Source organism: Streptomyces sp. NPDC046821 (assembly GCF_040645335.1).
Lineage (GTDB): Bacteria > Actinomycetota > Actinomycetes > Streptomycetales > Streptomycetaceae > Streptomyces.
In genome coordinates, this window is sequence record NZ_JBEYYB010000018.1 from 25,487 (window position 1) to 48,098 (window position 22,612).

Here is a 22,612-nt window from a genome sequence, read left to right on the forward strand (position 1 = left end):
CCTGAGCAAGGCAACCGAACAGGTCACCCACAACCCATGGGGGAAGCCACATGCCAGGCGCCATCTATGCCGAAGGTCTGGTGAAGACCTTCGGTGACGTCAGGGCTCTGGACGGCGTCGATCTCGATGTCCCGGAGGGCACGGTCCTCGGTCTTCTCGGGCCGAACGGCGCGGGCAAGACCACCGCCGTGCGCTGCCTGACGACGCTGCTCACGCCGGACAGCGGCAAGGCCGTCGTCGCGGGCATCGACGTTCTGAAGAATCCCAACGAAGTGCGGCGCTCGATCGGTCTGTCCGGTCAGTTCGCCGCGGTCGACGAGTATCTGACGGGTCGTGAGAACCTGCAGATGGTCGGCCAGTTGTACCAGATGAAGGCCAAGGCGGCGAAGGTCCGGGCAGCCGAGCTGCTCGACCGGTTCCATCTCGCCGACGCCGCCGACCGGCCCTCCAAGACGTACTCCGGAGGTATGCGCCGCCGCCTCGACCTGGCGGCGGCGCTCGTCGTCTCGCCGCCCGTGATGTTCATGGACGAGCCGACCACGGGCCTCGACCCGCGCAACAGGATGGAGCTCTGGGAGGTCATCCAGGAGCTGGTCGCCGGCGGTACGACGCTGCTGCTCACCACCCAGTACCTCGAAGAGGCCGACCACCTGGCGCACGACATCTGCGTCATCGACCGCGGCCGCGTCATCGCCCGCGGCACGTCCGACCAGCTCAAGGCCCAGACCGGCGGCGAGCGCGTCGAGGTCGTCGTGCACGAGCGCGGGCACATCGCGGCCGCGGCCGAGGTCCTCGCCGTCCTCGGCAAGAGCGAGGCCACCGTCGAACAGCACACCCGCAAGCTCACGGTCCCCGTCTCCGGCGGCGCGAAGCTCCTCGCGGAGGTCATCAGGGAGCTGGACGTGCGCGGGATCGAGATCGACGACATCGGCCTGCGCCGCCCCACCCTCGACGACGTCTTCATCTCCCTGACCGGCCACATGGCCGAGGAGACGCCCGACGAGAACGGATCGGGCGCGGGCGCTGCCGATCAGCCCAAGCCCTCCAAGCCCTCCCGGCAGTCCAAGCGCAAGAAGGAGGCCGCCAAGTGAGTGCCGTCACCGAGGCTCAGCCCCTGGCCCCGCGCCCGGCCGGCGGCGGCGCCGCGCAGTCGGCCCGCGACTCCCTCGTCCTCGCCAAGCGCAACCTGATCAAGATGTCCCGCATCCCGGAGATGGTCATCTTCGGGCTCATCCAGCCGATCATGTTCGTGGTGCTGTTCAGCTACGTCTTCGGCGGGTCCATGGTCGTCGGCAACTCCACGAGCCCCGCCGACTACCGGAACTTCCTGATGGCCGGCATCTTCGCGCAGACGGTGACGTTCGCCACCGCGGGCGCCGGCGCGGGCATCGCCGACGACATGCACAAGGGCCTCATCGACCGCTTCAGATCCCTGCCCATGGCCAGAGGCGCCGTCCTCACCGGCCGCACGATCGCCGACCTGGTCCAGACGGCCCTGACCCTGCTCGTCCTCGCGATCGTCGCCCTCCTCGTGGGCTGGCGCATCCACGAGGGCGTCCCGAAGGCCCTGGGCGCGTTCGGCCTGCTGCTGCTCCTCGGATACGCGTTCACCTGGATCGGCGCCCTCATCGGCCTGTCCGTGCGCACGCCCGAGGCGGCGACCTCCGGCGGCCTGATCTGGCTGTTCCCGGTCACCTTCGTGTCGAACGCGTTCGTGGACTCCAGCAAGATGACGCCCTGGCTGCAGCACATCGCGGACTGGAACCCGTTCAGTGCCACGGTGCAGGCCTGCCGTGAGCTGTTCGGCAACCCGGGCGTCTCGCACTCCAGTGCCTGGCCCATGCAGCACGCCGTGTGGGCTTCGCTGATCTGGTCCGTCCTGATCGTCGTGGTCTTCCGGACTCTCTCGGTCCGCAAGTACCGCAACGCGACGGCGTAGCCCTGAATGCACGAAGAGGCACGCGAAGGCCCCCGGCGCGTTCTGTGCGCCGGGGGCCTTCGTCGGGGGAAACGCCGGGTCAGCCGCTGTACGGCTTCGCCGCGAGGACCTTCACCGAGGCGAGCTTGCCGTTCGGCAGCTCGTACTGGGCGTCCTCGCCGATCTTCTTGCCGTTGACGCCCGAGCCGAGCGGGGACTGGGGCGAGTACGTCTCGATGTCGGCGCTCGCGTACTCGCGCGAGGCGAGCAGGAACGTCATGGTGTCGTCCTCGTCGCCGTCGAAGGCGATCGTGATGACCATGCCGGGGGCGGCGACACCCTCCGTGGCGGGCGCCTCACCCACCTTCGCGTTCTCCAGGAGCTGGGTGAGCTGGCGCACGCGGAGCTCCTGCTTGCCCTGCTCTTCCTTGGCCGCGTGGTACCCGCCGTTCTCGCGCAGGTCGCCCTCCTCACGTGCAGCCGCGATCTTTTCAGCGATCTCGGTGCGCGCGGGACCAGACAGGTACTCCAGCTCGGCCTTGAGCTGGTTGTACGCCTCCTGGGTAAGCCAGGTGACGTTCTCGCTGGTCTGGGTCACAGGTGCTCCTCGTAGGTACTGGGAATACAAAGCATCGCCCTACCCAGAAGCATGTGCTCTCACGGGTGGGCGAAACCACGAGCCTAACAATTCAGGCGTGAAAGGGGGAGGACATATGCCATCAGAAATCCGTCAACGCAGGTCAGCCGACGAAAGCCGTTACGACAAGTGTGCTACCGGCGGGCGAGCCGCGGGCGCCGTCAGCCCTCGTGGCAGCCCAGCAGCTCGGCGCTCGTCCCGCGGCTCGTCGTCCGCAGCGTGACGACCTTGTCGATCCGGCTCGACCGCTGGTCGAAGCGGAAGTCCGCGCGGCCCACCTCGGCGCCGTCGGCCGACTGTGACCGGATGGTGCAGTAACCCTTGGTGCCGGTGTCCTTACGGACCTCCAGATGCACCTTGACCGCCTCGTCGGACGCCTTGAAGGTGATGACCTCGCCGCTGATCTTCGTACCGAAGACGTAGTGGTAGCCGAACCAGCCGACCAGGGCGATCATCAGGACGCCGAGTACGGCGCCGATGGTCTTCAGGGTGCGGTCCGCGCGTTCGTCGGCGGAGCGGGAACGGCCGTAGCGCCCGTCGGGGAGCTGCTCACTCGCCGCACTCATGATCGATCCTCTCGGCCGGGACGGGTCGTGGACCGGCCCCGGACACACTGCCGGAATTTTCCGCCCCCCGGTTCGGTCACTATAGAAGCCGCCCCTTCGCGCTGGACGACCGAGGGCGCCTTATCCACCGAGTCATCGACTGAGGATCTTGTCTTGTCTGAGCAGCTGCGACTGATGGCCGTTCACGCCCACCCCGACGACGAGTCGTCGAAGGGCGCGGCCACCATGGCCAAGTACGTGTCCGAGGGGGTGGACGTCCTCGTCGTCACCTGCACGGGCGGGGAGCGCGGCTCCATCCTCAACCCGAAGCTCCAGGGCGACAAGTACATCGAGGAGCACATCCACGAGGTACGCAAGAAGGAGATGGACGAGGCCCGCGAGATCCTCGGCGTCAAGCAGGAGTGGCTCGGCTTCGTCGACTCGGGCCTGCCCGAGGGCGACCCGCTGCCCCCGCTGCCCGACGGCTGCTTCGCCCTGGAGGACGTCGACAAGGCGGCCGGCGAGCTGGTGAAGCAGATCCGCTCGTTCCGTCCGCAGGTCGTCACGACGTACGACGAGAACGGCGGCTACCCGCACCCCGACCACATTCAGACCCACAAGATCTCCATGGTGGCGTTCGAGGGCGCGGCGGACACGGAGAAGTACCCGGAGTCGGAGTTCGGCCCGGCCTACCAGCCGCTGAAGCTGTACTACAACCAGGGCTTCAACCGGCCGCGCACCGAGGCGCTGCACCGGGCCATGCTCGACCGCGGCCTCGAGTCGCCGTACGGGGACTGGCTCAAGCGCTGGGACGAGTTCGAGCGGGTCGAGCGGACGCTGACGACGCACGTCCCGTGCGCCGATTTCTATGAGATCCGCGACAAGGCGCTGATCGCGCACGCCACGCAGATCGACCCCGAGGGCGGCTGGTTCCGGGTCCCGATGGAGATCCAGAAGGAGGTCTGGCCCACGGAGGAGTACGAGCTGGCGAAGTCTCTCGTCGATACGTCCCTCCCCGAGGACGACCTCTTTGCGGGCATCCGCGACAATGCCTGACATGAGCGCAAGCGCAAGCCTGGCAATGACGCACCTCGTCCCCCTGGCCCAGGAGGTCGACCAGAACAAGGTGACCCCCGGCGTCCTCGGCTTCATCGTCTTCGCGGTGATGGCCATCGCCGTCTGGGGCCTGATGAAGTCGATGAACCGGCACATGGGCAAGGTCGACTTCAAGGAGAAGTCCGACGCGGGTGCCTCCGGCGAGAACCCGGGGCCGGCCGCGAAGGGCTGACGCCCCTTCTTCTGACGTCGAACGGAGCGCTCGGCACGGCACAGGCCGCGCCGGGCGCCTTCGTGCTGCGGTGCCTCTCGCCGGGGGCCGGGGCCGGCGCCCGTTGGACACCGGCCGCGGTGGGGCCGCGCCGTACGACACCGGCCCGCCACCCCCGTCACGTCACCCGCCCCCGCGCGTAAAACGCACCGTCACCCGCCCGAGGCCCCCACCCGCACCCCCATCACGTCCCGCGCATTCCGCTTCGGGACCATGCCGAGGCGCCACGCCTGCCAGCCGGCCTCCAGGTCCGCTCCGCGTTCCAGGAGCAGCTGGTACGCCTCCACGTAGTCGTCGAGCTTGCCGTCGCGCTCGGCGTGGGTCCTGTCGGCGAGCTGCGTCAGCTCCTCCTGCGCCACCGCCGTGCCGACCTCCGAGCCGCCCGGCGACGCGTACGGCAGGAGCGTGCAGCGCAGGAAGTGCGCCCAGTCCTCGCCCCGCCGGTCGCCGTACGACGCGAACAGCGCCGCCGCCTCCTCGCACAGGGCAAGGGCCTGGGCCGCCCGCCCGTTGCCCGCGTCGACCACCGCCAGCTCCAGGCACGTCCACCCCTCGCCGTGCGCGACGCCGACGCGCTGGAAGTCGGCGCGGGCGTCCACCAGGAGCTGGCGGGCGAAGCCGGAATTACGCAGAGAGCCCGTCTGCGCGGCCCGCTGGTCCCGGGTGACGCGGGCCGAGTGGTGGCGGGCGCAGGCCAGTCCGTACACGTCCCGCATCCGGGAGAACATCGTGCGGGAGCGCTCCAGCTCGCGTACCGCCTGGTCGAGGTTGCCGCTCTCCTCCAGGGCCTGGCCCAGGTAGTAGAGGGTCCATGCCTCGCCGCGCGCGTCCTCGTTGTCGCGGTGGCGGGACGCGGCCTGGCGCAGCCCTTCGACCGCCGCCGACGCGTCGCCGTCCACCAGGCGGGCCCGCGCGAGCTGGGTCAGCGCCCACGCCTCGCCCCGGCCGTCGCGCGTACGCCCGTACAGGTCGAGCGCCTCGTTCAGCTCGCTCTCCGCGGCCTCTACGTCGCCCATCCGCAGCCGGAGCTGCCCCAGCTGGAAGTGGGCCCACGCCTCGCCGTGCACGGACTCGTTCTCGCGGTGCAGGACCAGCGCCTCGGTCAGCAGGGCGAGCGCCTCGGACAGGTGGGCCCGGTCGCGTTCCACCGCGGCCAGCGCGTGCATCGTCCAGCCCCGGTCGCCGGCCGTCTCCTCCGTGATCTGCAGGTCGAGGGCCTCGCGGAGCTTGGCCGCCGCCTCGTTGAGCTGGCCCTGGTGGTGCAGCGTGATGCCCAGCGAACACAGGGCGCGCGCCGCGCCCGCCTCGTGGTGGGCCTCGAAGTACAGGTCGACGACGGACGCGAGCGTCGTACGCGCCTTGTCCAGCTCGCCGAGCTGGCGCGCCGCGATACCCGTACGCCACTGGACCGACCGCACGAGAAGCCCCTGGTCGACGGCCTGCGTCAGCTCGCTGATCTCGCCGAGGCGGTACAGGTCGCCGCGCAGCAGGCAGTAGTCGCACAGGGCGCCGAGCAGGTTGAGGACGGCGGCCTGGTCGACGCCCTCCGCGCCGCGCAGCGTCGCCGTGATGAAGCTGGACTCGTCGTCGAGCCAGCGCAGCGCCGCGTCGAGCGACGTGAACCCGTGCGGGCCGACCTGCCCGGCCCGCGTCGACTTCTTGCCGTCGACGAGACGGATCACCGAGTCGGCGAGCTCCGCGTAGTTCTGGATGAGGCGTTCCTGGGCGGCCGTCCGCTCGGCCGGTTCCTCCTCGTCGAGGAGGCGGGCCTGCGCGAAGGACCGCACGAGGTCGTGCAGCCGGTAGCGGCTGCCCCGCACATGGCCGATGAGCCCGGCCTGGGACAGCGCGGTCAGGTGGCGCGTGGCCTCCGACTCGTCCGTCGAGAGCAGCGCGGCCGCCGCGGCCGTGCCGAGCGAGGTCCGCCCGGCGAGTGCGAGGCGCCGCAGCAGCCGCCGGGCCATGTCCGACTGGTCGGTGTAGCGCAGCCACAGGGCCCGCTCGACCGGCTCGACGGGCCCGTACGCGCCCAGGTCGGACGCGAGCGCGCGCATCGTGCGCGGCCCGATCGCGGAGCCCGCGATGCGCAGCGCCAGCGGCAGACCACCGCACAACTCCCTTACGGTGTCGCACGATTCGGCGTCGTACGGGCCCGAGGCGTCCTCCGCGCAGTCGCGCAGCACTTCCTCCGCGCCCGCCGAATCCAGCGCCTCCACCGGCACCTGGTGCACCCACGCCGGGACGTCCTCCGGCAGGTCGAGCGGCTCCCGAGCCGTCACGAGCACGAGGCTGTCGGACCGCTCCGGGATCAGCGTGCGCACCTGCTCCGCGTCGCCCGCGTCGTCCAGGACGATCGTCACCGCGAGCCCCGTCAGATACTGGTGGTACAGGTCGCTCAGGCGGCGCACCTGCTGCTCCTGTGAGGAACGCTCCCGGAAGAGCAGCTGCTCGCGGGGCGCGCCGAGCCGGTTGAGCAGGTGGAGCAGCGCGTCCCGGGTCGACAGCGGGGACTCGGGCGTGTCCCCGCGCAGGTCCACGACGCACGCGCCGCGGAACTGGTCTCGCAGCTCGTGCGCCGCCCGCACCGCGAGCGTCGTACGGCCGGAGCCAGGCGCGCCGTGCAGCACGACGACGGTGGGCCGGGTCTCGGTGCTCGCGCGCGCCGCGTGCACCCACTGTGCGATCCGCTGCATCTGGGGCCTGCGGCCCGCGAACGGCCCCTGCATCTCGGGGAGTTGGCCGAACGACTGCTCCAGCACGTTCCGCCGCCGGGCCGCCGCGCTCTTGTCCGTACGGCGCAACTGGGGCGTCGGCTTCTTCGTGCCGGTCCCCGCGGTGGCGGCGAGGACGCGCTGCTGGTCGAGGAACGGCCGGATGCCCCGCACGTCGAGCGCCGTCAGCCACTGGAGTCTCAGCTGCTCGGGCCCGCCGGGCTGGCTGCGCGCTCCGGCGCTGCGGCTCGCGGCCGGCACATGGGAGGCCGTCACCTTCGCGACGGTCGTGGCGGCGCCCACCACGGCGACGGCCGCCCCCGCGCCGACCGCCGTCCCCGTGCCCGTACCGAGCAGCAGGTCCGCCACGCACGCTCCGACGGCCGCAACCGCCGTAATGAGAAGGGGAGTTGACCCGCCTTCCTTGGCGAACCGCTCGCCGAACGTCATCTGCCCGGCTTCGGACTCGTCCAGGGCCTTCGTGAACTGCGCGTACTCCTCGGCGGCGGTCTCCGCCATGGCGTCGAGCGCACCGCGCGCCCGCGACAGCAGCACCCCGCCGTCCGTACGCCCGCCCGACCTCCGTACTTCCTCCTCGACGGCCCGGGCCAACAGCCCCTCGGCTTCAGCCCGATGGCTGTCTCGCATCTCAAGTCCCCCTTTGACGCCGACGCTTAGGCGTCAAGTGTGCTGTGAAAGGGGTGAGGTTGCGAGGGGCCCGGGATCAAAGGGCTGGTCAACGGGGGCATATGGACGGGTGCCGGGCGGCGGGTGCCGGGTGACGGGTGCTGGGGCGCCGGGATTCATGCGAACCCTGCGCCGGGATTCACGCGAACCCGTTGAACACGTGGTGCCAGTCGGTCAGTGCCTGGGTGATCTGTGAGGACGCGCCGGATGCGGCGCCGATGGCCGCCAGGGCGGCTTTGGCGCGGCTCCGGACCCGCGGAGTCTCCGGCTCCGCGACGGCGTCGGCTATGTCCGCCACGTTGTCGAGCAGTTCGTTGCGCCGCTGTCCGGTGAGGCCGGGTTCGCTCTGGATCGCCGCGCTGAGCGCGTTGATGGCTTCCGCGGCCTCGGTGTCACCGCGGTTGATCACGGCGGCCACCGTCGACCCGATGTAGGTCAGGGTCTCGGCGATGTTGACCACCGCGTCTCCGTGGACGGTGACCTGGTTCCGGGGGCCGCCCTCGCCCGAGTTCTTGGCGTACTCCGTCATGTTCTCCAGTACCTCCCGGAAGTAGTTCAACGCGAATGCCATGTAGGCGCGGTGCAGCTGGGACCGGATGTCCGGACGCACAGTCCTCTCATCCCACGCGCTCACCGTCGCGAAGCCCCAAGTGGCCCTCTGGAAACGGCTGAGCACCTCACTGGTCAGGAACCCCTTGAGCAGTTCCGTGCCGTGGTTCCAGGTGCTCCGTGACACGTCGAACGTGCCTGTCGCCGCCCGTTCGAGAGCCGCGGCCTGCTGCTGTACGTACTCGGTGATGCTCAGCTCCAGCGCTTCGGTGACCAGGTGCTCCTGGAGACGGGCGGCGCGGGGCGGATGCGTGGCCGGGGGCGGCTCGAACGCGGGGAGTGCGGTCAACTCGGCTGCTGTGGCCAGGAGGTGCTGGTGCAGGTGCTGGATGAAGCTCTCCCATTGCCCGGCCGGGCGTACCGGCTCCCCGGGAGGCTCGGACGCGTACGAGGTGCCGCGCAGCCGGTGGAGTTCGTCCGTCAGGAATTTCGCCGCTCCGCCCATCAGGCGTGCGGCTTCCGGATGCAGGCCGTCGAACAGCCGACTGCGGGCGTCCGCCCAGCTCATGGCCCGGAAGATGACGTCGGCCACCTCCGGGGACGGCCGCGTCCCGGCCTTCAACGGGCCGAATTCACCCGACGAGGGAGAGCCCTGCCCTCCCGCCTTCCGTTTACGGAACTTCCCCGACCGGCATCCGCCGTCCAGGAACGGGCCCAGGGCGTCGGCCAGTTGACGCGCTTCGGTCGCCGTCGACCGCGTGAGAGCCGACACGATCTCGCCGCATCTCCACCGCGCCTCCTGCACGTCGGGCAGGTACAGGACAGGGCCGGTGGGGAGTGCGTCCCGACGGGCCGGGAGTGTGTGCTGACGGGTGGGGACCGGAGACATCCCGGCGTCTTCGGGCTCGATCCGGGCGGGCTTCAGATACTTGAGGTCGGCCCAGGGGCGAGGAGACACGGCGGCGATCCACCGCCCGGCCTCGCGGTCGACTTCTCGCTGCGCGGCCCGTTTCTCGTCGCTCTTTCTCTGCTCTTCCTCCCGGGCGCGCCGCGCCTCGTCCTCTGCCTTCTGCCTGGCCCGCCGCTCCTCGTCCGCGGCACGGGCCCGTTCCTTGCGGGCCTTCTCCTCGGAGTGTTTGCCGGCTTCCTCGCTGACCTTCCGCCACACCCACACACCGACCAGGGCCAAGGTGATCCAGATGTAGACATCGCCACCGCGGCCACCGACCAGAGCGGCCACCAGCAGGAGACCACCGACCCACAGGACACATCCGCGCACGCCACACCGCCCCCGGCTCGCCACAACGCGCAGGACTGGCCATGGTCGCACAGCGTGCCGGGGGATGGGTCAACTCCGTGCTCTGTCAGCCCTGTTGGAAGGAGTCGAGCGGGCCGCCGCCCGAGACGGTCTCGCCGGGAGCGCAAGGTCCGGTCGTCGAGGCGTCGTTGACGGCGTCGGCCGGACCGAGCCAGGTCTCGCCGACGGCGTCGCACTCGGGGGACAGGGTCCCGTCGGCGCGCTGCTGGATCACGTGCTGCGGAGTGTTCGTGCAGTTCTCCCAGTACGCGGCGTGCGAGGTACGGACGAAGCCGCACAGCGGGTCCGCCTGCGCGGGCGCGGCGGGGACGACCCAGGCGGCGAGGGCGAGGCCTCCGGCGGTGAGGGCGGCGCTCAGGTGACGGTTCATCGGGTGCTCCGGGGGAGGCGGGGGCTACGGTCGGTCCCATCGAAGCGACCGGCGGGGCGATCATGCACGGGCCCGCGCCGGTGGGTCACCCGGGTGAGTCAGCCGGGGCCGGCTCGGCCTTCGTTGGCGATGACGCGCAACGGACGACGCTCCCCACATCTACGGTGCCCTTTCTGGCGCGGCACCAGTGTGCGCGAGGAGCGTCCGTCAGGCCGGCAGTTCGTCCACGTACCGCTTCGCCAGCACCAGTGAGACGTGCGGGTTGGTGTCGCGGACCGCCTTGACGGCCGCCACCATTCCGTGGGCGCGGAGGGTTTCCTGGATGCGGGCCTGGTCCACCTGCCTCCGGAATCCCTCGTAGGACCCGTAGCGCTCGGCGAACGCCTTGTCGCGCTTCTGCTTCGACGCGCGGTCGCCGATCATGGCCAGTGCCGTCACGGCGACGATGACGACGACCCCTGCGATGCTGCCCTCGATCATGAATGTCCCCCTTCATCCTGCTTCATCTTGATCAACAGTTCCTCGGTCGTCGGGCAGTCTCGTCCGGCGGCAGGAGGCTGTCCACCTCGGCCGTGACGCGAGACGTGGCCGGCGCCGCCGTGGTGGCGCATAAGTGCTGTTCGGCTGTTGAGGCAGGGGTGATGCGTGCTTCGCCGGCCGGGGCGGACGCTGTGAGAGGCTGGCCCGCATGAACCGGCTCGCTGGTGTGACCTCGCCTTATCTGCTGCAGCACGCTGACAACCCGGTCGACTGGTGGCCATGGTCGCCGGAGGCCTTCGAGGAAGCGCGGCGGCGTGATGTGCCCGTGCTGCTGTCGGTCGGCTATTCGGCGTGCCACTGGTGCCATGTCATGGCGCACGAGTCCTTCGAGGACGAGGCGACCGCCGCCGTCATGAACGAACGCTTCGTCAACATCAAGGTCGACCGCGAGGAGCGGCCCGACGTCGACGCCGTGTACATGGAGGCCGTGCAGGCCGCCACCGGACAGGGCGGCTGGCCCATGACCGTGTTCCTCACGCCGGACGCCGAGCCGTTCTACTTCGGTACGTACTTCCCGCCCGAGCCCCGGCACGGCCTCGCGTCGTTCCGGCAGGTGCTCGACGGCGTCGGGCAGGCGTGGGCCGAGCGCAGGGGCGAGGTCGCCGAGGTCGCCAAGAAGATCGTGGGCGACCTGGCCGGGCGCGAACTGCCCTACGGAGACACGCGGCCCCCCGGTGAGGGCGAGCTCGCGCAGGCGCTGCTCGGGCTGACGCGCGAGTACGACGCGGCGCACGGCGGATTCGGGAGCGCGCCCAAGTTCCCGCCGTCGATGGTCATCGAGTTCCTGCTGCGCCACTACGCCCGCACCGGCGCCGAGGGCGCCCTCCAGATGGCCGTCGACACCTGCGAGCGCATGGCGCGCGGCGGGATCTACGACCAGCTCGGCGGCGGCTTCGCCCGCTACTCGGTCGACCGTGAATGGGTCGTCCCGCACTTCGAGAAGATGCTCTACGACAACGCCCTCCTGTGCCGCGCGTACGCGCACCTGTGGCGGGCGACCGGGTCGGAGTTCGCCCGGCAGGTCGCGCTGGAGACCGCGGACTTCATGGTGCGTGAACTCCGCACGAACGAGGGCGGGTTCGCGTCCGCGCTCGACGCCGACAGCGAGGACGCCGAGGGGCGTCACGTCGAGGGCGCGTACTACGTGTGGACGCCCGCGCAGCTGCGCGAGGTGCTCGGCGACGCGGACGCCGAGCAGGCCATGCGGTACTACGGCGTGACGGAGGAGGGCACCTTCGAGGAGGGCGCCTCCGTGCTCCAACTCCCGCAGAGCGACGAGGTGTTCGACGCCGAGTGGGTCGCGGGCGTACGGCGCAGGCTGTCCGCCGCGCGGGACGAGCGGCCAGCACCCGGGCGTGACGACAAGGTCGTCGCCGCCTGGAACGGGCTCGCGATCGCCGCGCTCGCCGAGACCGGCGCCTACTTCGGCCGCCCGGACCTCGTCGAAGCGGCCGTCGCCGCCGGTGACCTGCTCGTACGGCTCCACCTCGACCCGCTCGCCCGCATCACCCGCACCAGCAAGGACGGGACGGCCGGGACCAACGCGGGCGTCCTGGAGGACTACGCCGACGTCGCCGAGGGCTTCCTCGCGCTGGCGTCGGTGACGGGCGAGGGCGTCTGGCTGGAGTTCGCCGGATTCCTGCTCGACCACGTGCTCGACCAGTTCACCGACCCCGAGTCCGGCGCCCTCTACGACACGGCAGCCGACGCCGAGCAGCTGATCCGCAGGCCGCAGGACCCGACGGACAACGCGACGCCGTCCGGCTGGAGCGCGGCGGCCGGCGCCCTGCTGAGCTACGCGGCGCAGACCGGCTCGGAGCCGCATCGCACCGCCGCCGAGCGGGCGCTCGGCGTCGTACGGTCGATCGGGCCCCGCGTGCCGCGCTTCATCGGGCACGGCCTCGCGGTGGCGGAAGCGCTGCTCGACGGGCCCCGCGAGGTCGCCGTCGTGGGCGAGATCGGCGGCGAACTGCACCGCACGGCGCTGCTCGGCACGGCGCCGGGCGCGGTCGTGGCGGCGGGACGGCCGGGCAGCGGCGAGCTGCCGCTGCTCGCGGACCGGCCGCTCGTGGACGGCAGCCCGGCCGCGTACGTGTGCCGCAACTTCACGTGCGACAGGCCGGTGACGGACCCGGAGGCGCTCGCCACGGCGCTGGGCGGCGGGCGGTAACGGCGAGGCGTCAGGCCGGGCTCCGCGAGCCCGGCCTGATCCGGACGGCCGCTAGGGGGTGTCCGGCCTAAAGCCCGTGCGAGAAGGTGTCGAAGGTGCGGTCCAGCAGGTCGCTCAGTTCGTCCCGGTGGCCGTGCTCGGCCCAGTACAGGGTGGTCTCCATGAGGGCGCCGACCAGCGACATCGCGTAGACCCGGACCTCGAGATCCGAGGCGTCACGGCCGGTGCGTTCGGCGATGACCCGGCACAGGAGCTGGCCGGTGACGGACATGGACTCCATCATCCGCGAGCGCACCGCGGGTACCTCGGCCTGCAGCGTGGTGCGCAGCCGGGACACCTCGGGGTCGTCCTCGGTACCGAGGCGCAGGGCCTCGCCGATCACGTGCCGCAGCGAGTCGACGATCGACTCTTCGGCCGGCCGCGCCCGCAGCTCCGCTTCGAGGAGCGGGTCGTACTCGTCGGTGATGACGATGTCTTCCTTGGTCGGGAAGTACCGGAAGACCGTGGACGGCGACACCTCGGCCGCCTCGGCGATCTGCTCGACCGTTGTCGCCTCGTACCCCTGCTCGGCGATCAGCCGGTACGTCGCCTCCCTGATCGCGACCCGGGTCTTGAGCTTCTTGCGCTCGCGAAGGCCCATTCCGGGGCGGTCGGCGGCGGGGGTGCGTGCGGAGGCGGCCATGTGGGTCATTGTCGGGCATCACCGCGGGCAGGGGCCATGCCGGCGATCTACTCGCGCCGGGGCAGCAGGGCGGCGGCGAGCAGCGCGGTGACCAGCGACGCGACGCCCACCACGAGCAGGACGACGGTCATGCCGTGCACGTACGCGGTGTCCGCCGACGCGGTGAGGGCCGGGTCCCCGAGCCGTGCGGCCACGGCGTGGGCGGCCACCACGGAGTCCCCGGCGGCGCTCGCGGCCGGGCCGGGCAGTCCGGCGGTGTCGAGGCGGGACCCGTAGGCGCTTGCGAGGAGCGCGCCGAGCAGGGCGATGCCGATGGCGCCGCCCATCTGCCGGACCGTCATCAGCAGGCCCGAGCCGCTGCCCGCGCGGTCGGCGGGCAGGGCCGACAGTGCCGCGCCCATCGCCGGGACGAGAGCGAACGCGAAGCCGGTCCCGGCGATCGTGAGCCACAGCGCGGTGTACCCGTATCCGGAGCCGGCCGTCGTGCGGCTGCCGAGGATCGCGGCGAACGCGAGGACGGTGAGCGCTGCGCTGATCACCGCACGTGGCCCGAACCGCACGACGAGCGGCTGCGCGCGCTTCGCCGCGACGAACAGCCCGGCCATCAGCGGAAGCAGCCGGAGCCCGGTGCCGAGGGCGTCGTTGCCGAGGACGGCCTGGAGGTACTGGGGGAGTACGAACATCAGCCCCGACAGGACGAACATGCCGAGCGTCGCCGCGAGCGCGTTCAGGAGGAAACCGCGGCGGGCGAGGAGGGCGAGGTCGAGCATGGGCCGGTCCCTGCCGCGTTCGCGCAGGACGAGCGCGGTGACCAGGGCGGCGGACGCGGCGAACAGGCCGAGGGTCAGCGGGTCGGTCCAGCCGCGCCGCGGTGCCTCGATGATCGCGTAGACGAGGGCGCCGAGACCGGTCGCGGTGAGCGCGGTGGAGACGGCGTCGACGCGGGGCGAGGACGGGTCGCGGGTCTCCGGGAGCAGGAACACGCAGGCCGTGATGCCGAGGGCGACCATCGGGACGTTGATCAGGAAGACCGAGCCCCACCAGAAGTGGTTCAGCAGCCAGCCGCCCAGGATCGGGCCGAGCGGCAGGCCGAGCGCGGACGCGGCGGAGATGACGCCGACGGCCTTGGTCCGCTCGCCGGGCGCGAACAGGGACGGCAGCACGGACAGGGCGAGCGGGAGGACGAGGGCGGCGCCGACGCCCATCAGGGCACGGGCGGCGATCACCCGCGTCACGTCGTCGGCGAGCGCCCCGAGGACGGAACCGGCGAGGAAGACGGCGAGCCCGGCGACGAGCATCCGCCGTCGTCCGAACCGGTCACCGAGGAGCCCGGCCGGGAGCATCAGCGCGGCGAGCACGACCACGTAGGCGTCGGCCGTCCACTGCTGCTGGCCGGTGCTCGCGCCCAGCTCACCGGCCATCGTCGGCAGTGCGACGTTGAGGATCGTCATGTCGAATCCGAGCACCAGCATGCTCGCGACCAGGGCCCCGAGGGCCCACCAGCGGCGGGGGTCGCGCCGGACGCTGTCCGACGGGAGGTCGTGCGGGGTGACGGCAGCCATGAAATGAGAGTAACTCTCAGTTGGTGGCGACTGTCAATATGGATGCCCGGCATCTCCGCCCCGGCAGCCCCGGCAGCCCCGGCGGTCCCGGCAGCCCCGGCGGTCCCGGACGCGCAGAAGGCCGCGGCTTCGCGAGCCGCGGCCTTCGAGGGGACCAGTCAGGTCAGCCGTGCTGGTACGCCACCAGCGAGATCCCCACGTAGTGCACGACGAACGCCGCCAGCGTGAACGAGTGGAACACCTCGTGGAAGCCGAAGTAGCGCGGCGACGGGTTCGGGCGCTTGATCCCGTAGATCACGCCGCCCGCGCTGTAGAGCAGCCCGCCGACGATCACGCAGACGAGGACGGCCACGCCGCCCGCGTGCAGGAAGTCGGGCAGGAAGAAGACCGCCGCCCAGCCCATCGCGATGTAGCAGGGGGTGTAGAGCCAGCGCGGGGCGCCGACCCAGAAGACGCGGAAGACGATCCCCGCCGCGGCCGCGCCCCAGATCCCCCACAGCAGCCACTGGCCCTTGGCCCCGGGCAGGAGCAGCATGGTGAGCGGGGTGTAGGTGCCCGCGATGATCAGGAAGATGTTCGCGTGGTCGAGGCGGCGCAGCACCCCGTCGGCGCGCGGGCCCCAGTTCCCGCGGTGGTAGAGCGCGCTCACGCCGAAGAGGAGGCAGGCCGTGAGGACGTAGATTCCGCAGGCGATCCGGCCCCGGGTGGAGTCGGCGAGCGCGGTCAGGACGAGGCCCGAGATGACGACCGCCGGGAACATGCCCGCGTGCAGCCAGCCGCGCAGCCGAGGTTTCACCGGAACGGGCGCTGTCGCGGTTACTTCGGGTGGCGTTGCGGCAGTCATGAGCGGCATCGTACCTACGGGCCGTAGGCAGCGGATCCGAGTGGGAATGCTCACTTTGCTCGCCTGTGAGGCCCTCTGGACATATGCGGGCCTTCGTCGGATGATCAAATGAGTGTGGTCGGCACCGGATGAGCGCCAGGGGGAACATCAGTGAAGCGTCCGGGTCGCAGCCCCCAAGGGGCAACAACACCAAAACCCCTCATTTAGGAGCAATCGTGGCGCGCGACATCGCGGCTCCCGTTTCTTTGGGCACCGTCCCGACCGAGCACCAGGAACTGATCTCGTGGGTGAACGAGATCGCTGAACTGACGCAGCCGGACAACGTGGTCTGGTGCGACGGGTCCGAGGCCGAGTACGAGCGGCTCGCCGAGGAACTGGTCGCCAAGGGAACGTTCAAGAAGCTCGACCCGATCAAGCGCCCGAACTCGTACTACGCGGCCTCCGACCCCTCCGACGTCGCACGCGTCGAGGACCGCACCTTCATCTGCTCCGAGAAGGAGCAGGACGCGGGCCCCACGAACCACTGGAAAGCCCCCGCGGAGATGAAGGAGATCTTCGCCGGCGAGAAGGGCATCTTCCGCGGTTCGATGAAGGGCCGGACGATGTACGTCGTCCCGTTCTGCATGGGCCCCGTCGGCTCCCCGCTCTCCGCCATCGGCGTCGAGATCACCGACTCCGCCTACGTCGCCGTGTCGATGCGCACCATGACCCGCATGGGCCAGGCCGTCCTCGACGAGCTCGGCACCGACGGCTTCTTCGTGAAGGCCGTCCACACGCTCGGCGCCCCGCTCGCCGAGGGCGAGGCCGACGTCCCGTGGCCGTGCAACTCCACGAAGTACATCTCGCACTTCCCCGAGTCCCGCGAGATCTGGTCCTACGGCTCGGGCTACGGCGGCAACGCCCTGCTCGGCAAGAAGTGCTACGCCCTGCGCATCGCGTCCGTCATGGCGCGCGACGAGGGCTGGCTCGCCGAGCACATGCTCATCCTCAAGCTGACCCCGCCGCAGGGCGAGGCGAAGTACGTCGCCGCCGCGTTCCCGAGCGCCTGCGGCAAGACGAACCTCGCGATGCTGGAGCCCACGATCTCCGGCTGGACCGTCGAGACCATCGGTGACGACATCGCCTGGATGCGCTTCGGCGCGGACGGCCGTCTCTACGCGATCAACCCCGAGGCCGGCTTCTTCGGCGTCGCGCCCGGCACCGGCGAGCACACCAACGCCAACGCCATGAAGACGATGTGGGGCAACTCCGTCTTCACGAACGTCGCGCTGACCGACGACGGCGACGTGTGGTGGGAGGGCATGACCGAGGACAAGCCCGCGCACCTCACGGACTGGAAGGGCAACGACTGGACGCCGGAGTCCGAGACCCCGGCCGCCCACCCGAACGCCCGCTTCACCGTCCCGGCCGGCCAGTGCCCGATCATCGCGCCGGAGTGGGAGGACCCGAAGGGTGTGCCGATCTCGGCGATCCTCTTCGGCGGCCGCCGCGCCTCCGCCGTGCCGCTGGTGACCGAGTCCTTCGACTGGAACCACGGCGTGTTCCTCGGCGCGAACGTCGCGTCCGAGAAGACCGCCGCCGCCGAGGGCAAGGTCGGCGAGCTGCGCCGCGACCCCTTCGCCATGCTGCCGTTCTGCGGCTACAACATGGGCGACTACATGGCCCACTGGGTCAAGGTCGGTGCCGACAAGGACCAGGCCAAGCTCCCGAAGATCTACTACGTGAACTGGTTCCGCAAGAACGAGGCGGGCAAGTTCGTGTGGCCCGGCTTCGGCGAGAACAGCCGCGTCCTGAAGTGGATCGTGGAGCGCCTGGACGGCAAGGCCGAGGGCGTCGAGACCCCGATCGGCATCCTGCCGACCCGCGACTCGATCGACACGAACGGCCTCGAGCTGGCCGACGCGGACCTCGACTTCCTGCTCACCGTGGACAAGGAGGTGTGGCGCGAAGAGGCCGCACTGGTCCCCGAGCACCTCAACACTTTCGGTGACCACACGCCGAAGGAGCTGTGGGACGAGTACCGGGCCCTCGTTCAGCGCCTCGGCTGAGCTGACTCCCGCGTAAGCGGCACCGCGGTTTACGACAGGGCCCCGCACAACGGCGTGCGGGGCCCTGTCGGCGTTTCCGGAAGCTTCGCTCAGGCGGTGACCAGGTCGCCCGCCGAGGCGTGGGCCTCCATGCGGCGGGCGGCGAGGATCGCGGCCGCCGTGTCCGCGCGGGAGGCGGCCACCACGAGGGCGCGGCCGGCGAGGGCGTGGGCGCGCTGGTGCAGGGCCGTCGCGTGCGGCTCGTGGATCGCGGACGCCACGGCGGAGCGTACGGGCGGCAGGCCGCCGCGCAGCCGCGCGACCTGCCGGGACAGCTCCTCGGCCGCCTCGTCCAGCTCCTCGGCGGGTGCCAGGGCGCGCAGCTCGTCCGTGACGGCGAGGAGCGCGGCCAGGTGTCCGGCGAGCTGGATGTCCAGCTCCTCCTCGCGGGAGCGGTGCGGGAAGTCGCGGGTGTCGGCCATGGTGTGGACGGACCTGCGGGAAGGCCCCGTGCGGATCGGCTCGTACATGGGATGGCCTCCAGGCGGGTAGCTTGAAGACCATCCTACATTGGATCCAGTCTAAAGTTGAGTCGAGTCGGCAGACGGGTGCCCGCCGTACGGGTTCACGGCTGGCTGTAGCCGTCCAGGAAGCGCCCGATACGGGTGATGGCCTCCGTCAGCTGGCCCACCGTCGGCAGTGTGACCACCCGGAAGTGGTCCGGCTCCGTCCAGTTGAACCCCGTCCCGTGCACCACCATGATCTTCTCGGCGCGCAGCAGGTCGAGGACCATCTGCCGGTCGTCCTTGACCTTGAACACCTTCGGGTCGAGCCGCGGGAACAGATACAGCGCGCCCTTCGGCTTCACACACGTCACGCCCGGGATCTGCGTCAGCAGGTCGTACGCGACGTCCCGCTGCTCGCGCAGGCGCCCGCCCGGCAGCACCAGCTCGTTGACCGACTGCCGCCCGGTGAGCGCCGCGACGACGCCGTGCTGGCCCGGCATGTTCGCGCACAGGCGCATGTTCGCCAGGATCGTCAGGCCCTCGATGTACGAGTCGGCGTGCGCGCGCGGCCCGGAGATCGCCATCCAGCCCACGCGGTAACCGGCCACCCGGTACGCCTTCGACATGCCGTTGAAGGTGAGGGTCAGCAGGTCGGGGGCGATGGCGGCGGTCGGCGTGTGCTTCGCGCCGTCGTAGAGGATCTTGTCGTAGATCTCGTCCGAGCAGACCAGCAGATTGTGGCGGCGGGCGATGTCGGTCAGGCCGCGCAGCATCTCGTCGCTGTAGACGGCGCCCGTCGGGTTGTTCGGGTTGATGATCACGATCGCCTTGGTGCGGTCGGTGACCTTCCGCTCCACGTCGGCGAGATCGGGCATCCAGTCGGACTGCTCGTCGCAGCGGTAGTGCACGGCGGTGCCGCCGGAGAGCGAGACCGCGGCCGTCCACAGGGGGTAGTCCGGCGACGGGACGAGGACTTCGTCACCGTCGTCCAGGAGGCCCTGCATCGCCATCACGATCAGCTCGGAGACGCCGTTGCCGATGAAGACGTTCTCGACGTCCGTTTCCACGCCGAGGGTCTGGTAGTGCATCATCACCGCGCGGCGGGCGGAGAGCAGGCCCTTCGCGTCCCCGTACCCGTGCGCGTCCCCGAGGTTGCGGAGCATGTCCTCGAGGATCTCGGGCGGGCACTCGAAGCCGAACGCCGCCGGGTTGCCCGTGTTGAGCTTGAGGATGCGGTGGCCCGCTGCTTCCAGGCGCATCGCCTCCTCGAGCACCGGACCCCGGATCTCGTAACAGACATTGGAGAGCTTCGTCGACTGGATCACCTGCATGTCCGTGAGCTTACGGCCGGGTGTCGCGGGGCGCTCCGTGTTTTAGGACACGTGGGGGCATCACGGGCGCCGCTCGGGTGGTGTCCGCCCTTCCGCGCTTTCTGACGCGTCTTCGTCAAAGTCATGGCAAACCCCGCGAGCCGCCCCGGAGCGCAGGAGTACGTTTCCGGGCGCTCGGCAGCAGGAGATCCAGCGTGGCCGTGTGGGGCGCCACCGCTCCGTGCCGAAGAACCGGAGAGACCATGTACGGGTTTTCCGAGGGACGCAGACCGGGCGGGAGGGCCAGATCGGCCCTCGCTCTCTGTGCGGCGGCACTCCTGGTCGCGGGGACGGGATCCGTCGCCGCGTACGGAGAGACCGGCAGCGACGGGCACGGCCGCCACGAGATGGCGGGCGACGATTCCCAGGAGCTGATGGAGTCGATCGACTCGTTCAACGAGCCGAGGCTCTCACCCAGCGGCCAGGTGTCGGCGGGCGCCTACGCCGACGCCTGGAAGCACATCAAGAACATGCCGGTGAAGTCCGGCACCTGGAGCGAGGTCACCACGTCCCCGTACGACGAGGACGCGCTCCACTACCGCGACCACTCCGCCTCCAACTCCGGTGGCGGCGCGGGCCGTTCGGCGGGCCGTATCGCCGCCCTCGCCACCGATCCGACCCACAAGGGCGTCGTCTACGCGGGCGCGGCCGGCGGCGGAGTGTTCCGCTCCACGGACGACGGCGTGACCTGGACGCCGATCGCCGACCACCTGCCCGCCCTGTCGGTCGGCGCGCTCGCCACCGCTCCGGACGGCTCCCTGTGGCTGGCCACCGGCGAGGCGACCACCGCGTCCGACAACTACCTCGGCAGCGGCGTCTACCGGCTCGCCGACCCCGTGCACGGCACGTTCGCCGAGAGCGACAAGGTCGGCGGCACGGAACTCGACAGCTCCTCGATCCACACCGTCAGCTTCGACAAGCCGGCCGGATACGTCTTCGCGGCCTCCTCGCACGGCCTTTTCCGGCGCCCGCTCACGGCAGGGCAGTCCACCGCCTGGACGAAGGTCCTCGCACCCTGCGCGAACGTCGGCGTGAGCGGCACCGGCTGCGGCGCCACCGCCGAGTACGCGGACATCGCCAACGACATCGCCGTACGCCCCGGCAGCGACGGCCAGAAGCTCGTCGCGAACGTCGCCTGGCGCAGCGGGGCCGACTACAACGGCTTCTACTACTCCGACGACGCCGGCACGACCTGGAAGCGCGCCAACCCGACGGGCGCGATCAACCCCGCCGAGATCGGCAACGCGTCCTTCGCGTACGCGGCCGACGGCAGCAAGCTCTACGTCTCCATGGAGTCGCCCAAGCGCCTCAACAAGACGTCGGGCAGCGGCTTCTCCTCGGTGCTCGCGGGCGTGTACGCCAGCGACAACGGCAACCCGGAAGGCCCCTTCAAGCAGATCGCGACCCCCGCGAAGCTCTCCGCGAGCGGCTCCGCGATGAAGATCAACGCGATCGGCGCCGGCTACCAGCCGGGCACCCAGGCCTGGTACGACCAGGTCGTCGCCGTCGACCCGGCGGACCCGAACCACGTCTACCTCGGTCTTGAGGAGATGTTCGAGACCCGGGACGGCGGCGCCAACTGGCACGCCGTGGGCCGCTATTGGAACTTCGGCCTGTCCTGCTTCTCGTACGACGCGGCCGCCAACACGTGCGACGGCGACGTCATGCACTCCGACCAGCACGCCATCGCCTTCTCCCGCTGGCAGGGCGGCACTCCGCAGGTCTACGTCGGCAACGACGGCGGTGCCTACGCCCGGCCGACCACGCAGCGCACGCCCGGCTGGCGCAACCTCAATGCGTCCGGCACCCTGCGCTCCCTCCAGTACTACTCGGTGGGCGCGGGCCGGATGACGGACGGCAGCGGTGACGCGGTCTGGGGCGGCCTCCAGGACAACGGCGTCTCACTGCTCACGCCGAAGGGGTCGACGTACCAGGGGCAGGCGCTGAACCCGGACGGGCTCATGGTGGCGCCGTTCGGCGGTGACGGCGGTGACCAGCTCGTGAACCCGGCCAACGGGTGCGAGACGGTCGGCGAGTACACGAACCTCGCGCTCCAGATCACCCGCAACTGCGGTTACACCGCGAGCGACGACGGGTCCGAGGACGTCATCACCGACATCGCCCCGGGGGACCCGAACGCCCGCTTCATCGCGCCGTTCTCCGCCGACGACAAGGACTCCGGTTACTGGGTCGCGGGCGGCCAGTACATCTGGGGCGACACCAAGACCTGGGACACGCAGAGCGGTGCCGACTGGACCAAGCTCTACGACACGGGCGCCGGCCACTCGACGACCGCCGTCGCCAGCCGTGACCGCGTCGTGTGGGGCGCCTGGTGCGGCTCCTGCAACCCGGGCGCCTCGTTCGGCCGGGGCATCGTCACCAACTACGGAGGCACCTGGCATCAGGTGACCCTCCCGGCCGACTTCCCCAACCGCTACATCTCCGACGTCGCCATCGACCCCTCCGACGCCTCGGGCGGCACGGTCTACGCGGTCGTCAACGGCTTCTCGCGGCACTGGAACGAGGGCCCCGGCGCCGGGTACGGCCACGTGTGGCGCACCACGGACGGCGGCGCGACCTGGCACGACGTCAGCGGCGACCCCACCGCCGCCGACTCGTTCCCGGACGCGCCCGCCAACTCGATGCTGATCTCGCCGTCGGGAACGCTCGCCGTCGCCACGGACCTCGGCGTGTTCACCACGGCGCGCGGCGCGGACGGCCACTGGCAGCGCCTCGGCACCACCCTGCCGACCGCGCCGGCCGTCTACCTGTCGCCGAGCCCGGACGGCCGCCAGATGTACGTGGCGACCCACGGAAGGGGGATCTGGAAGACGCCGACGCCGTAGCCG

The 22,612-nt window shown here is 70.8% G+C and carries 18 protein-coding genes; 7 read left to right on the forward strand and 11 right to left on the reverse strand.

Annotated features, from left to right (window positions below; translation table 11 throughout):
* Positions 1-50 precede the first annotated feature (50 nt).
* Positions 51-1,091: an ATP-binding cassette domain-containing protein gene (locus tag ABZ893_RS31415; protein ID WP_361410679.1), complete on the forward strand. Its 1,041-nt coding sequence runs from the start codon at positions 51-53 to the stop codon at positions 1,089-1,091.
* Positions 1,088-1,939 carry an ABC transporter permease gene (locus ABZ893_RS31420; RefSeq protein WP_361410682.1) on the forward strand — a complete coding sequence of 284 codons (852 nt, stop codon included), beginning with the start codon at positions 1,088-1,090 and terminating at the stop codon, positions 1,937-1,939. Before ABZ893_RS31415 ends, ABZ893_RS31420 begins: the two co-directional genes overlap by 4 nt.
* Positions 1,940-2,018: 79 nt before the next feature.
* On the opposite strand, the gene greA is transcribed toward ABZ893_RS31420, so the two are convergent.
* Both greA and ABZ893_RS31430 read right to left on the reverse strand, forming a co-directional pair.
* On the reverse strand, positions 2,019-2,516 hold the full coding sequence (gene greA, locus ABZ893_RS31425) for a transcription elongation factor GreA (protein WP_361410684.1): 498 nt from the start codon (positions 2,514-2,516) through the stop codon (positions 2,019-2,021).
* A gap of 200 nt (positions 2,517-2,716) precedes the next feature.
* Positions 2,717-3,121: a DUF4307 domain-containing protein gene (locus ABZ893_RS31430; protein WP_361410687.1), complete on the reverse strand. Its 405-nt coding sequence runs from the start codon at positions 3,119-3,121 to the stop codon at positions 2,717-2,719.
* A gap of 153 nt (positions 3,122-3,274) precedes the next feature.
* Between ABZ893_RS31430 and mca the strand changes: the two genes are divergently transcribed.
* Both mca and ABZ893_RS31440 read left to right on the forward strand, forming a co-directional pair.
* Entirely contained in the window at positions 3,275-4,156 is an 882-nt protein-coding gene (mca, locus tag ABZ893_RS31435) for a mycothiol conjugate amidase Mca (protein ID WP_361410690.1), read from the forward strand.
* Positions 4,149-4,388, forward strand: a complete 240-nt coding sequence (locus tag ABZ893_RS31440; RefSeq protein ID WP_361410693.1) for a hypothetical protein — start codon at positions 4,149-4,151, stop codon at positions 4,386-4,388. The genes mca and ABZ893_RS31440 overlap by 8 nt, the downstream gene beginning before the upstream one ends.
* A gap of 191 nt (positions 4,389-4,579) precedes the next feature.
* On the opposite strand, the gene ABZ893_RS31445 is transcribed toward ABZ893_RS31440, so the two are convergent.
* The 4 genes from ABZ893_RS31445 to ABZ893_RS31460 form a co-directional block, all read right to left on the reverse strand.
* The gene (locus ABZ893_RS31445) at positions 4,580-7,786 is read right to left on the reverse strand and encodes an AAA family ATPase (RefSeq protein WP_361410696.1); all 3,207 of its coding nucleotides are present in this window, start codon (positions 7,784-7,786) and stop codon (positions 4,580-4,582) included.
* A gap of 178 nt (positions 7,787-7,964) precedes the next feature.
* Positions 7,965-9,653 (reverse strand): hypothetical protein, encoded by a 1,689-nt coding sequence (locus ABZ893_RS31450; protein ID WP_361410699.1) that lies wholly within the window; start codon positions 9,651-9,653, stop codon positions 7,965-7,967.
* An 85-nt stretch (positions 9,654-9,738) separates the two neighbouring features.
* Positions 9,739-10,062 (reverse strand): hypothetical protein, encoded by a 324-nt coding sequence (locus ABZ893_RS31455; RefSeq protein ID WP_361410702.1) that lies wholly within the window; start codon positions 10,060-10,062, stop codon positions 9,739-9,741.
* A gap of 207 nt (positions 10,063-10,269) precedes the next feature.
* Positions 10,270-10,542 carry a hypothetical protein gene (locus ABZ893_RS31460; RefSeq protein ID WP_361410705.1) on the reverse strand — a complete coding sequence of 91 codons (273 nt, stop codon included), beginning with the start codon at positions 10,540-10,542 and terminating at the stop codon, positions 10,270-10,272.
* Positions 10,543-10,750: 208 nt separating this feature from the next.
* Here ABZ893_RS31460 and ABZ893_RS31465 point away from each other — a divergent pair, with 208 nt between their 5' ends.
* On the forward strand, positions 10,751-12,772 hold the full coding sequence (locus ABZ893_RS31465) for a thioredoxin domain-containing protein (protein ID WP_361410708.1): 2,022 nt from the start codon (positions 10,751-10,753) through the stop codon (positions 12,770-12,772).
* A gap of 67 nt (positions 12,773-12,839) precedes the next feature.
* Here ABZ893_RS31465 and ABZ893_RS31470 read toward each other — a convergent pair whose 3' ends face one another.
* The 3 genes from ABZ893_RS31470 to ABZ893_RS31480 all read right to left on the reverse strand — a co-directional run bounded on the left by ABZ893_RS31470 (position 12,840) and on the right by ABZ893_RS31480 (position 15,860).
* Entirely contained in the window at positions 12,840-13,454 is a 615-nt protein-coding gene (locus ABZ893_RS31470; RefSeq protein WP_361410710.1) for a TetR family transcriptional regulator, read from the reverse strand.
* 47 nt (positions 13,455-13,501) lie between these two features.
* Positions 13,502-15,016 carry a DHA2 family efflux MFS transporter permease subunit gene (locus tag ABZ893_RS31475; RefSeq protein WP_361410712.1) on the reverse strand — a complete coding sequence of 505 codons (1,515 nt, stop codon included), beginning with the start codon at positions 15,014-15,016 and terminating at the stop codon, positions 13,502-13,504.
* A gap of 163 nt (positions 15,017-15,179) precedes the next feature.
* Positions 15,180-15,860 (reverse strand): hemolysin III family protein, encoded by a 681-nt coding sequence (locus ABZ893_RS31480; RefSeq protein ID WP_361410715.1) that lies wholly within the window; start codon positions 15,858-15,860, stop codon positions 15,180-15,182.
* Positions 15,861-16,075: 215 nt separating this feature from the next.
* On the opposite strand from ABZ893_RS31480, the gene ABZ893_RS31485 reads away from it, so the two are divergent.
* Positions 16,076-17,908, forward strand: coding sequence for a phosphoenolpyruvate carboxykinase (GTP) (locus ABZ893_RS31485; RefSeq protein WP_361410718.1), 1,833 nt, complete (start codon positions 16,076-16,078; stop codon positions 17,906-17,908).
* 89 nt (positions 17,909-17,997) lie between these two features.
* Here the strand turns inward: ABZ893_RS31485 and ABZ893_RS31490 are convergent, their stop codons facing one another.
* Together ABZ893_RS31490 and ABZ893_RS31495 are read right to left on the reverse strand one after the other, a co-directional pair.
* Positions 17,998-18,417 (reverse strand): hypothetical protein, encoded by a 420-nt coding sequence (locus tag ABZ893_RS31490; RefSeq protein WP_361410720.1) that lies wholly within the window; start codon positions 18,415-18,417, stop codon positions 17,998-18,000.
* A 95-nt stretch (positions 18,418-18,512) separates the two neighbouring features.
* Entirely contained in the window at positions 18,513-19,724 is a 1,212-nt protein-coding gene (locus tag ABZ893_RS31495) for a pyridoxal phosphate-dependent aminotransferase (protein WP_361410723.1), read from the reverse strand.
* A gap of 242 nt (positions 19,725-19,966) precedes the next feature.
* Here ABZ893_RS31495 and ABZ893_RS31500 point away from each other — a divergent pair, with 242 nt between their 5' ends.
* Positions 19,967-22,609 (forward strand): glycosyl hydrolase, encoded by a 2,643-nt coding sequence (locus tag ABZ893_RS31500; RefSeq protein WP_361410726.1) that lies wholly within the window; start codon positions 19,967-19,969, stop codon positions 22,607-22,609.
* Positions 22,610-22,612 lie beyond the last annotated feature (3 nt).

Excerpts from the sequence above, each read along its gene's own strand:
- ABZ893_RS31415 (WP_361410679.1), top strand. The coding sequence starts at position 51 with ATGCCAGGCGCCATCTATGCCGAAGGTCTGGTGAAGACCTTCGGTGAC.
- ABZ893_RS31430 (WP_361410687.1), bottom strand. The coding sequence starts at position 3,121 with ATGAGTGCGGCGAGTGAGCAGCTCCCCGACGGGCGCTACGGCCGTTCC.
- ABZ893_RS31440 (WP_361410693.1), top strand. The coding sequence starts at position 4,149 with ATGCCTGACATGAGCGCAAGCGCAAGCCTGGCAATGACGCACCTCGTC.
- ABZ893_RS31445 (WP_361410696.1), bottom strand. The coding sequence starts at position 7,786 with ATGCGAGACAGCCATCGGGCTGAAGCCGAGGGGCTGTTGGCCCGGGCC.
- ABZ893_RS31455 (WP_361410702.1), bottom strand. The coding sequence starts at position 10,062 with ATGAACCGTCACCTGAGCGCCGCCCTCACCGCCGGAGGCCTCGCCCTC.
- ABZ893_RS31460 (WP_361410705.1), bottom strand. The coding sequence starts at position 10,542 with ATGATCGAGGGCAGCATCGCAGGGGTCGTCGTCATCGTCGCCGTGACG.
- ABZ893_RS31465 (WP_361410708.1), top strand. The coding sequence starts at position 10,751 with ATGAACCGGCTCGCTGGTGTGACCTCGCCTTATCTGCTGCAGCACGCT.
- ABZ893_RS31470 (WP_361410710.1), bottom strand. The coding sequence starts at position 13,454 with ATGGCCGCCTCCGCACGCACCCCCGCCGCCGACCGCCCCGGAATGGGC.
- ABZ893_RS31475 (WP_361410712.1), bottom strand. The coding sequence starts at position 15,016 with ATGGCTGCCGTCACCCCGCACGACCTCCCGTCGGACAGCGTCCGGCGC.
- ABZ893_RS31480 (WP_361410715.1), bottom strand. The coding sequence starts at position 15,860 with ATGACTGCCGCAACGCCACCCGAAGTAACCGCGACAGCGCCCGTTCCG.
- ABZ893_RS31490 (WP_361410720.1), bottom strand. The coding sequence starts at position 18,417 with ATGTACGAGCCGATCCGCACGGGGCCTTCCCGCAGGTCCGTCCACACC.
- ABZ893_RS31495 (WP_361410723.1), bottom strand. The coding sequence starts at position 19,724 with ATGCAGGTGATCCAGTCGACGAAGCTCTCCAATGTCTGTTACGAGATC.
- ABZ893_RS31500 (WP_361410726.1), top strand. The coding sequence starts at position 19,967 with ATGTACGGGTTTTCCGAGGGACGCAGACCGGGCGGGAGGGCCAGATCG.